This is a genomic window from Gordonia sp. McavH-238-E (assembly GCF_022348225.1).
Lineage (GTDB): Bacteria > Actinomycetota > Actinomycetes > Mycobacteriales > Mycobacteriaceae > Gordonia > Gordonia terrae.
In genome coordinates this window covers 1-9827 of sequence record NZ_JAKRFE010000036.1, presented here as the reverse complement: position 1 = coordinate 9827, position 9827 = coordinate 1, and the positions used below count along the sequence as shown (strand labels likewise).

The window sequence follows — 9827 nt, the reverse complement described above, 5'->3', positions numbered from 1 at the left end:
CGTCCCACCCGTCGAGTACGAGAGCGCCTACTGGTCGACCCACACCGTCACCAGCTACCGTGAGAACCCGGTCCCCGCAAACGCTGGAACCAACTAACCGAGCCTCCAGCAAACCCGGGGCGATTCAGTCTTCGCAGTAATCCGCGAGATTGCCAAGGTCGACGGCTCGCTTGGCCACCTCTACGGATACCACCTCGTGTGTGCAGCCTTCATCGAACTCCTCGGCTCGCCGGAGCAGCGCGACGCCACTTACCGCCGCGTGGCGCAGGGTTCCTGGACGGGGAACGCGTTGAGCGAGAACAACAGTCACATTCTCGACTGGAAGGTGCGTGCAACCCCACGCGACGACGGTGGTTACGTGCTGAACGGGACCAAGCATTTCTGTAGCGGGGCGCTCGGATCCGATCTGCTTCTGGTGTTTGGCGTGGCGCAGGATGATGACTCACCCGAGCGGTCGGGAATTATCACAGCGGTCATACCCACCGACCGAGGGGGAGTGCGTCCCAACAATGACTGGAAAGCCCTGGGGATGCGGCGGACCGACAGCGGTACAACGGACTTCAAAGATGTTCAAGTGCTTCCGCACGAGGTGTTGGGGGCTCCGAACAGCGTGATCACCGACTTTTTCGGCTATAGGCGCGCCAGCCTATTCGGCCCGTTGGTGCAACTGATCTTCTCGCACGTCTACATAGGAATTGCCGCCGAAGCGCTGGACTCCGCTCGCGAATACACGCTGGAGCACGCACGGCCATGGACCCCTGCGGGGGTTTCTGAGGCCACGCAGGATCCATACGTAGTTCGGACCTTTGGAGAGCTTGCGATTAAACTACAAGGCGCTGACGCGGCGGCCCGCGATGCGTCGCACGCGGTGCAGCGGATCTGGGAGAAGGGTGATGCTTTGGCACCCGCCGATCGGGCCTCGCTGATGGTTCAGGTGTCGGGGGTGAAGGTCTTGGCCACCGAGGCGGGTCTGTCTATAGGCAGCCGGATCTTCGAGGTCATCGGGGCGCGTGGGACACACCCGCGTTTGGGGCTGGACCGGTTCTGGCGCAACATCCGGACGCACAGCCTGCATGACCCGGTGGCCTACAAGATTGCCGACGTCGGCCAGTACTTCTAGAACGACCGTGATCCCGTCCCAGGCTTTACATCCTGACAAGTTCGACAACACACATCGGCGATCCCCCCACCAGGTCGCGGGCGGAAGCGACATCGGCGGTGGTGCCACGAAGTTCCTGGACAAGCTCGTCGTAGCGTGCACGCACCGTCGGGGTGAGGCCGCCACGGTTCTCCATGGCGATAAACGCCGTTGTCTTGGCGCCTTTCTCCCCGAACGCCGTGCCCATCCGGTCGAATGACTGAAACGACGGCACTCCCGCAGGGATCGGGTCGACCGACTGCTGCCGCACGACTGTCTCCAGCTGCGGGAACGCTCGTGACCGCCTCGACGGTGACAGCCTCCACTCCCCCGCTGCGCAGCAACACCGCCGTGGCGTCGAGCAGACGGTTCCGGGAACGAACCCGCCGCGGATCGACGTCGTCGAGGCCATTGATGCTCACCGCCACCAGGTCTCCTCACGCTGTTGGTCCAGCGTGGATGTGGCATTCTACCAACGATACCGTTGGTAGTGGTCTGCTACCGGCACGAGCATCGATTCGAGGACTGTGATGTCAGCACCCACCAAACTGCCCGCACACTCCCCATCGTGCAGGGCTGCGGGCCGGAGAATGCCAGCGGCCTGCAGCTCGAGGTGTACCGCGACGGCGACCGCGTTTTTGCCGATCACTCTTTCACCACCAAGCATTCCGGTGGACCAGGTTTGGCGCACGGAGGCGCTATCTCGGCCGCGTGCGACGACATCATGGGATTCACGCTGTGGATCGCCGGCACCCCGGCCGTCACGCGCACGTTGACCGTCAAGTACCGCCGACCGGTACCCCTCCACGTACCAGTACGTCTTACGGCGTGCATCGACGAGGACGCCGATCACATCCTGCACATCGGGGCGAGCGGGACTGTGGACGGCGAGACCTACTTTTCCGCCACCGGCGAGTTCGTGAAAGTCGATCTCATGCACTTCGCGCGCTACGCCGACACCTCCACGGTAGACAGCTTTTTCGTCAATCTTCTTCGCGCGGACTGACCTGCTCAGATGCCCGGCGCTGCCTGCCGATTCGCCGGTGCGCGGCGAAACCGCGTCGGGGAGCATCCGACCCACCGTGTGAACGCATGAGAGAAGCTGGCGGCGTCGGAGTACCCCAGTTCTGCGGCTATCTCGCCGACACCGATGCCCGGATCCAGCAGTCGCGCGGTGGCCCGTTCTTGGACGAACTGCTGCCGCAGGCGACGCAGGGTGGTGCCCTCGGCGTTCAGGCGTCGCTTGAGTGTGCTCACCGATATCGACAGCTCCGCCGCGATACGAGCACCGTCAGCGCGGGCAGGGTCGGCATCGAACTGTGCGCGGACCAGCTGCGTGTAGGAACTGGGCCTACGCTGTTCGTAGACGCGTCGAAGCTCGGCAATACCGATCCGGTAGGCCACGGGGTCGGAGAAACGGCACACGTCGTAGAGCACGGCAGCCGGTATGTGCACGAACGCCGCGGGCGCGTTGAAAACGATCCGATGGCCGATCTCACCCACGGCGATCAGGTCTGCCGGCGCCTGGCATGTCAGATGAAGCTCCACGGAGGGGACGGCACCGGCGAGCATGTCCACCAACCGCAGGACAGCCAGACCACCGTAGGTGACGGCGAAACAATCGGTGCCGGCGCTGTCGGTGCGCCCGGCCAGAGCGATCGTCAGTCCAGAATCTCCGTGCTGGAACTCGGTGCTCAGCGCGGTCGATATCAGGGGCAAGAACTGAAGCAGTTGAACAACTTCGACGACGGAACCCGCACTGACCAGCGGCAAACTGATGGGGCCGAACGAGGTGAGCTGAGCGTGCTCGGCGAACGCTACGCCCAACCGGAATCCCTGCTGGGAATCCATCGCCGGATACACCTCGTGAAACCACCGGACAGGCACTTGGCCCTGTCGCGCAATGACGACCGCGAGATCGACGCCCTCGCGGGCCATGATGCGTTCGAACGCTCGGGTCTCCGCCGCGCCCAAGGCGCCGCTGTCGAGGAGCTGGGCGAACGCCAGCGGCGGCATCCCCGACTCGACAAGGCTCATATGAGCCAAGTTAACAAGACATCGCGACGTCCGAACCTGGATCGACCACATTCGCCGCGCGCACACTCATCTCTACGACCCAGGAACAAGGAGGTGGCCATGGCCACGATCACCTACGTGACCCACGACGGCGAGGACTACCCCGCGCCGGTGATGCCCGGCAGGTCACTGATGCAGACCGCGGTCGACCAGGCGATACCGGGCATTGATGGCGACTGTGGCGGTGAGGCGGCATGCGGAACCTGCCACGTCGTCGTCGACAGCGCGTGGATCGACACCGTCGGCCACAGCACAGACGTCGAAGAAGGCATGTTGAGCATGCACCCCGAGCGTGAGGCCAACTCGCGGCTGTCGTGTCAGATGACCGCGCGCGAAGAGTGGGACGGGTTGACCGTTCACCTCCCCGAGTTCCAGTTGTGAAGTGAGAGAATGAGAGCGACTTTCAGATGAGCATTACCACCGCGATCGCCGAGAAGGCGCAGTCCATGATCCCGATCGATCTGCAGATCCGTGGCGCTCACGTCTATGACAAGACCCGCCGGATCGTCACCCGAACCGACGGCAAGAAAATCTTCACCGAGACCCCCATCCCGCCGGTCGAGGACGTCGAACTCACTGACATCGATCTGAGCAACCCATTTCTCTACCGACAGGGCATGTGGCGGTCCTACTTCGAGCGTGTGCGCAATGAGGCGCCCGTTCACTTCCAGCCCCGCAGTCCCTTCGGGCCGTTCTGGTCGGTCACTCGACATGCCGACATCATCGCTGTCGACAAAAACCATGAAGCGTTCTCCGCCGAACCGTTCATCATCATCGGTCGGCCCCCGCGTTTCATGGATATCGCGATGTTCATCGCCATGGACCCGCCGCGGCACGACAAGCAGCGCGCCGCCGTCCAGGGAGTCGTCGCACCGAAGAACCTGCGCGAGATGGAGGGCCTCATCCGGTCTCGCGTCCGGGAAGTCGTCGAGGAGCTACCGCTCGACGAACCGTTCGACTGGGTCCAGACCGTGTCGGTCGAACTGACCGCGCGGATGCTCGCGACATTGCTCGACTACCCCTACGAGCAGCGCCACAAACTCGTCCAGTGGTCGGATTTGGCCACGTCGATGGAGCAGGCCAACGGCGGACCATCGGACAACGACAAAGTTTTCCGCGAGATGGTCGCGATGGCACAGGGCTTGAGTGCGCTGTGGCGAGACAAGGCCGCGCGGACCGCGGCAGGCGAGGAGACCGGATTCGACCTCATCACCATGCTGCAGAGCAACGAGGACACCAAGAACCTTCTCGACAATAGCCCGATGGAGTTCCTCGGGAACCTCGTGCTGCTGATCGTCGGCGGCAACGACACCACCCGCAACTCGATGAGCGGCGGAGTGCTGGCTCTCAACGAGTTTCCCGAGCAGTTCGAGAAACTCAAAGCCAATCCGGATCTGATTCCCAATGCGGTGTCGGAGATTATCCGGTGGCAAACCCCGCTGGCATACATGCGTCGGGTCGCCAAGAAGGACGTGATGCTCAACGGTCAGTTCATCCGCGCAGGTGACAAAGTCGTCATGTGGTATGCCTCCGGCAACCGCGACGAGCGAGTGTTCGACCGCCCGGACGAGCTCATCATCGATCGGTCCAACGCTCGCAACCACATCGCGTTCGGTTTCGGTGTGCACCGTTGCATGGGAAACCGTTTGGCCGAATTGCAGTTGCGCATTCTCTGGGAAGAACTTCTCGAGCGCTTCGACGACATCGAGGTGGTCGGTGATCCGGAGTACGTGCAGTCCAACTTCGTTCGTGGGATCAGCAAGATGATGGTCCGTCTGACTCCCAAGCCGGAGACGTGAGTACTGATCGGGTCGTGATCGTCGGCGCAAGCCACGCGGGCGCACAGCTGGCGGCCAATTTGCGCAAGGAGAAGTGGGCTGGGGCCATCCTGCTGATCGGCGACGAGGGCCGCCTGCCGTATCAGCGGCCGCCGCTGTCCAAGGCATACCTGGCTGGCGATTGCCATCTCGACGATGTCGCGATTCGGAGCCGCCAGTTCTACGACAAGCAACGGATCGAGCTCGTCGACGGGACCGTGACCTCGATCGACCGTGCCGAACGAACCGTCACTCTTGGCAACAACGACGCGGTGTCCTACTCGAAGTTGGCCCTGTGCACCGGCGCTCGAGCTCGCGCACTGCCGGTCCCCGGCGCCGACCTGCCGGGCGTGCACTATCTGCGCACCGCCACCGATGTCGAGGCCATCCGCGCCGCCGCGGTCCCGGGTTCGCGGGTCGTCATTGTCGGCGGCGGGTACATCGGCCTGGAGACAGCGGCCTCGCTTCGAACCCTGGGTGTCGAGGTCACCGTCCTGGAGGCGGCAGGACGCGTACTCGAACGTGTCACGGCGCCCGTCGTGTCGGAATTCTTCGATCGAATTCACCGCGAGAAGGGTGTCGAGGTACGGACCGACGCAATGGTCGAAGGGTTCCGCGGCGACGAACGAGTCGACGGCGTTGTCCTGTCCGGGGGGGAGACGCTGGCCGCTGACCTGGTCATCGTCGGCGTCGGCGTCATTCCGAACACGGAGCTCGCAGCAGCTGCGGGCATCGACGTCGAAAACGGCATCCTCGTCGACGACCGCGCTCGTACCAGCGATCCTGACATCGTCGCAGCCGGCGACTGCGCCAACCACCGAATCGAGCGGTACGGGCGACGTGTTCGTCTCGAGTGCGTGTCCGCAACAACCGAGCACGCCAAGATCGCGGCGGCCACAATCTGCGACAACACAACCGGTCGCGCCGCACTGCCATGGTTCTGGTCCGACCAATACGACCTCAAACTCCAGATCGCCGGGCTCAACACCGGATACGACGAGGTGCTGGTCAGCGGCAACCCCGCCCATGGCCGCGACTTCACCTGCTACTACTTAACCGCCGGAGAACTGATTGCAGCTGACTGCGTCAACAGACCCGCTGACTTCGTGACCGCCAAGCGCGCCATTGCACAACGAGCGCCGATCGTCAGGTCCGAATTGATCGGAGCGGCCCCATGACCACATCACCGACAAATGCGGTCAGCCCGGCGGCGCTGACGGGTTCACGCTTCCTCGACATCGAGCACGCCACCGTCGCAACCTTCACACGCGAAGCCGTCGGCAACGCGACCACCGACAAAGACAAAGCCGGCCGCCTGTTCACCGCGGTGCGCGACGCCATCCGCTACGACCCGTACACCGTCTCCAACGACCCAGAGCACTACCGGGCCAGCCATGTAATCGAATCCGGGCGTGGATACTGCGTCCCCAAGGCCGTCGTGCTTACCGCCGCATTCCGCGCCGCCGGGATCCCAGCGCGGCTAGGCTTCGCCGACGTCCGTAATCACCTCCAAACGGGCGCCCTACGTGAGCTGATGGGAACCGACGTCTTCGTCTATCACGGGTACAGCCACGTCTACATAGACGGACGGTGGCTCAAGGCGACACCCGCGTTCAACTCGGAACTGTGCGCGCGGTTCGGAGTCGCCCCGATCGACTTCACCGGCGACAGCGACGCGTTGCTCCACGCTCACTCCGCGGACGGCTCAACACACATGGAGTACGTCCGCGAAAGAGGTGTGTACAACGACCTGCCTCTCGACAACATCCTGGTGGCTCTCAAAGAGGCCTATGGCCCTCTTATACTCACGCAGCGTGCGACGTCACTAGATGCATTCCACGCCTAACCCGGTCTGCCTCAGTCGTCGGCCCGGCAATCGACAATTTTCGTACCGCCTCAACACAGGAGGATCGTGTCAGTGTCCGGCCCCTCGATGATCGACCCCTACCCGCACCGAATGGGTGGCCACTGTGGGTCCGGTGCGATGCGAGACCTCATGGAGTGGACCGGGCTCGGTTACGACGGCCCACCCGACGAGGGCCTCGTCTTTGCCCTCGGCGGAGCCCTCTCCCTCACCTACATTCGATCAAAAGCGCTGATGCCACCCGTGTACTTAGTCGGACGAGGACCTGATTTTGAGATCGACCTCCCCCGCCGTCTGGGCGGCACCGTCGAGGTGCTTGCCACAGACGACCCGGCCGAGGGTTGGGAGAACCTTCGTGGCGAGATCGATCAGGGACGCCCTGCACTGGTCTGGGCGGAGATCGCAGAACTCCCCTACCTGCGGGTCCAGTTGCGCATGAGCCGCCACGACATCGTTGTAGTCGGCTACGACGAGACGCAAGGCGTCGCGTACATCGCCGACAACGATCGCGAAGACCTTCAACGCGTCCCACTGGACGCACTCGCACGCGCGCGCCGCTCGACCTCCTTCCCGGAGCCAACCCGACACACGCTGTTTCGTATCAATTGGCCACAGACGCCACCTTCGATTCTCGAGGTGGCCGCACAGGCATTCGCACAATCCGCAGCGAGCCTGAGCACCCCAGGCGCATCGACGATCGCCGGGCCCGCAGAACACGGGTCACACGGCCTCGACGCTGCCAGCGCGCTCGCATCCGACGTCTGCAGCTGGGGAGCCCTGTCGACCGACGACCTCGAGATGCATTTATTCAGCCTCGGCGCCTTCATCGAGAAAGCGGGGACCGGCGGCGGCCTGTTCCGCCGACTGCTGGCACAGGGCTGCGACGAAATCGCGCGCCTCACCGGCGATCACGCCACCGCCATCCTTGCAGCCAACGCCCACCATGCGGCGACATCCTGGACTGCAGTCGCACGCGCAGCAGTACAGAAGGATCACGCCTCATCCGAGCGGCTCCGATCCGTCACAACCCTCGCGGCGGCTCTACCCGAGGCGGAAACGACCCTGGAGGCGTCACTACGAAAGGCCGCAGCATCCTTGTCAGGCTAACCGGCCTGTCGCGGCAAGTCCGCGAGGAGGACGCTAAGCAGGGCCGCCGCGTTCACACAAACGCACGCAGGAGCATTACCATCAGCAGGACGCCGGTTCCCGCTGACCCGGGTCCTGTGACATCGACAGGAGGCAACCGGGAAGCCTGCAGTTCTTCTCGCAGCGTCACGTATCCTGGCCTTCGACCACGCCACCGTGCAGGCGTCCACCCGTGATGCTACCGGCGACGCGGACAACGATCGAGACATGGCGCGGAGCCACTTTGCCGCGGTGCGAAACCAGATCCGCTACGACCCCTACACAGCAGCCCGCATCCTCCTCGAAGTCGGCGACGGTTCAGCATTCGCCACCGCAGGCCACCTGGCCGCCTACGCCGGCATCGCACCAGTCACCCACCGATCCGGCACCTCCATCCGTGGCGAGCACCCCGCCCGATTCGGAAACCGCAAACTCAAACGAGCCTTCTTCCTCTCCGCGTTCGCCGCACTGCACGACCCCACCAGCCGCGCCTACTACGACCGCAAACGCGCCGAAGGAAAGAAACACAACGCCGCCCTCATCTGCCTGGCACGCCGACGATGCGACGTCCTCTACGCGATGCTCAAGCACAGCGAGCCCTACCGAACCCCAATCGCTTCAGCTGCTTGACAAACCCATAGGGACACCCCCCGTTCTGGACGACCCCCACCCAGCGTCTCACGCACGCTCACCACGAGCTCGGCGGGAATCGGGCCCCGACGGGTCTGTCCGATATTCGGTGTAAGCGGCGGTTTTCCGATTGCTCGGCGGGTCAGCGTTCTTCGGCTGCGGGCATACGATCGGCGAACGTGATGGCCGGGGCGTTGAGCGCTGGCTTCCAGCGTACGGCCCACTTCGTCTGACCGGTACCCTTCGGGTCCAGCGACCGGGTGACCAGGTAGAGCGTTTTGAGTGCGGACTGCTCGTTCGGGAAGTGTCCTCGAGCGCGCACCGCACGCCGGTAGCGGGCGTTGAGACTTTCGATCGCGTTGGTGGAGCACAACACTCGCCGTATCTCGACGTCGTAGTCAAGGAACGGGATGAACTCCTCCCACGCGCTCTCCCACAGGGTCACGATCGCCGGGTACGGCGTGCCCCATTTCTCGGCGAATTCCTCCCACCGCGCCCGGGCGTCAGCGGCGGTCGGCGCGGTGTAGATCGGTTTGAGATCGGCGCTGATCGTGTCCCAATACTTGCGGGAGGCGTACTTGAAGGTGTTGCGGATCAGATGGATGATGCACGTCTGTACCGTGGCCAACGGGAACGCGGCAGATACACTGTCGGGCAACCCTTTCAATCCGTCACACACAACGAAGAAGATGTCGCGGACACCCCTGTTCTTGAGGTCGGTGAGCACCGCCAGCCAGAACCTGGCCGACTCGCCGTCGCCGTCGCCGGCCCACATGCCGAGGATGTCTTTGTGCCCGTCGAGATCCACCCCGATCGCGGCGTAGATGGGCCGGTTACGCACCTGCCCATCCCGGATCTTGACCATGATCGCGTCGATGAACACCGCCGCGTACACTTTCTCCAGCGGGCGTGCCCACCACGACACCATCTCTTCGATGACCCGATCCGTGATTCGGGAGACGGTGTGAATCGCCCCGGGTTTGCTGGAGGCTCGGTTAGTTGGTTCCAGCGTTTGCGGGGACCGGGTTCTCACGGTAGCTGGTGACGGTTTGGGTCGACCAGTAGGCGCTCTCGTACTCGACGGGTGGGACGTGTCCGATCTCGCCGTGCAGGCGGCGGTGGTTGAACCATTCGACGTACTCAGCGACGGCGATCTCGACCTCGCCCACACCTGCCC

At 63.7% G+C, this 9827-nt stretch carries 8 protein-coding genes and 5 pseudogenes; 8 read left to right on the top strand and 5 right to left on the bottom strand.

The features are described from left to right. Positions 1–196: 196 nt before the first annotated feature. Positions 197–1120, top strand: coding sequence for an acyl-CoA dehydrogenase family protein (locus MHN80_RS25550; RefSeq protein WP_014928945.1), 924 nt, complete (start codon positions 197–199; stop codon positions 1118–1120). A 67-nt stretch (positions 1121–1187) separates the two neighbouring features. Here MHN80_RS25550 and MHN80_RS25545 read toward each other — a convergent pair. Together MHN80_RS25545 and MHN80_RS25540 are read right to left on the bottom strand one after the other, a co-directional pair. Continuing rightward, a pseudogene (locus MHN80_RS25545) lies at positions 1188–1430 on the bottom strand (MMPL family transporter); the annotation flags it as partial. A gap of 4 nt (positions 1431–1434) precedes the next feature. Continuing rightward, positions 1435–1560 (bottom strand): annotated as a pseudogene (locus MHN80_RS25540) (TetR family transcriptional regulator); the annotation flags it as partial. A 108-nt stretch (positions 1561–1668) separates the two neighbouring features. Here MHN80_RS25540 and MHN80_RS25535 point away from each other — a divergent pair. Beyond that, a pseudogene (locus MHN80_RS25535) lies at positions 1669–2144 on the top strand (PaaI family thioesterase). 5 nt (positions 2145–2149) lie between these two features. Here the strand turns inward: MHN80_RS25535 and MHN80_RS25530 are convergent. Beyond that, positions 2150–3175 carry an AraC family transcriptional regulator gene (locus MHN80_RS25530; protein WP_004020622.1) on the bottom strand — a complete coding sequence of 342 codons (1026 nt, stop codon included), beginning with the start codon at positions 3173–3175 and terminating at the stop codon, positions 2150–2152. Between the two features lie 99 nt (positions 3176–3274). Here MHN80_RS25530 and MHN80_RS25525 point away from each other — a divergent pair, with 99 nt between their 5' ends. The 6 genes and pseudogenes from MHN80_RS25525 to MHN80_RS25500 all read left to right on the top strand — a co-directional run. Continuing rightward, positions 3275–3595 (top strand): 2Fe-2S iron-sulfur cluster-binding protein, encoded by a 321-nt coding sequence (locus MHN80_RS25525; RefSeq protein ID WP_004020621.1) that lies wholly within the window; start codon positions 3275–3277, stop codon positions 3593–3595. 26 nt (positions 3596–3621) lie between these two features. Continuing rightward, positions 3622–5013 (top strand): cytochrome P450, encoded by a 1392-nt coding sequence (locus tag MHN80_RS25520; RefSeq protein ID WP_004020620.1) that lies wholly within the window; start codon positions 3622–3624, stop codon positions 5011–5013. After that, a complete protein-coding gene (locus MHN80_RS25515; RefSeq protein WP_014928948.1) occupies positions 5010–6209 on the top strand; it encodes an NAD(P)/FAD-dependent oxidoreductase in 1200 nt (399 codons plus the stop codon). Before MHN80_RS25520 ends, MHN80_RS25515 begins: the two co-directional genes overlap by 4 nt. Beyond that, positions 6206–6877, top strand: coding sequence for a transglutaminase-like domain-containing protein (locus tag MHN80_RS25510; RefSeq protein WP_004020618.1), 672 nt, complete (start codon positions 6206–6208; stop codon positions 6875–6877). The genes MHN80_RS25515 and MHN80_RS25510 overlap by 4 nt, the downstream gene beginning before the upstream one ends. 111 nt (positions 6878–6988) lie before the next feature. Next, positions 6989–8002, top strand: a complete 1014-nt coding sequence (locus MHN80_RS25505) for a BtrH N-terminal domain-containing protein (protein WP_172622077.1) — start codon at positions 6989–6991, stop codon at positions 8000–8002. 300 nt (positions 8003–8302) lie between these two features. Beyond that, positions 8303–8650: pseudogene (locus MHN80_RS25500) on the top strand (transposase); the annotation flags it as partial. A 142-nt stretch (positions 8651–8792) separates the two neighbouring features. Here the strand turns inward: MHN80_RS25500 and MHN80_RS25495 are convergent. Both MHN80_RS25495 and MHN80_RS25490 read right to left on the bottom strand, forming a co-directional pair. Then, positions 8793–9614: pseudogene (locus MHN80_RS25495) on the bottom strand (IS256 family transposase); the annotation flags it as partial. A 31-nt stretch (positions 9615–9645) separates the two neighbouring features. Then, positions 9646–9827, bottom strand: a 182-nt coding sequence (locus MHN80_RS25490; RefSeq protein ID WP_239404123.1) for an IS3 family transposase, incomplete at its 5' end; no start/stop codon positions are given.

Excerpts from the sequence above, each read along its gene's own strand:
- MHN80_RS25530 (WP_004020622.1), bottom strand. The coding sequence starts at position 3,175 with ATGAGCCTTGTCGAGTCGGGGATGCCGCCGCTGGCGTTCGCCCAGCTC.
- MHN80_RS25525 (WP_004020621.1), top strand. The coding sequence starts at position 3,275 with ATGGCCACGATCACCTACGTGACCCACGACGGCGAGGACTACCCCGCG.
- MHN80_RS25520 (WP_004020620.1), top strand. The coding sequence starts at position 3,622 with ATGAGCATTACCACCGCGATCGCCGAGAAGGCGCAGTCCATGATCCCG.
- MHN80_RS25510 (WP_004020618.1), top strand. The coding sequence starts at position 6,206 with ATGACCACATCACCGACAAATGCGGTCAGCCCGGCGGCGCTGACGGGT.
- MHN80_RS25505 (WP_172622077.1), top strand. The coding sequence starts at position 6,989 with ATGGGTGGCCACTGTGGGTCCGGTGCGATGCGAGACCTCATGGAGTGG.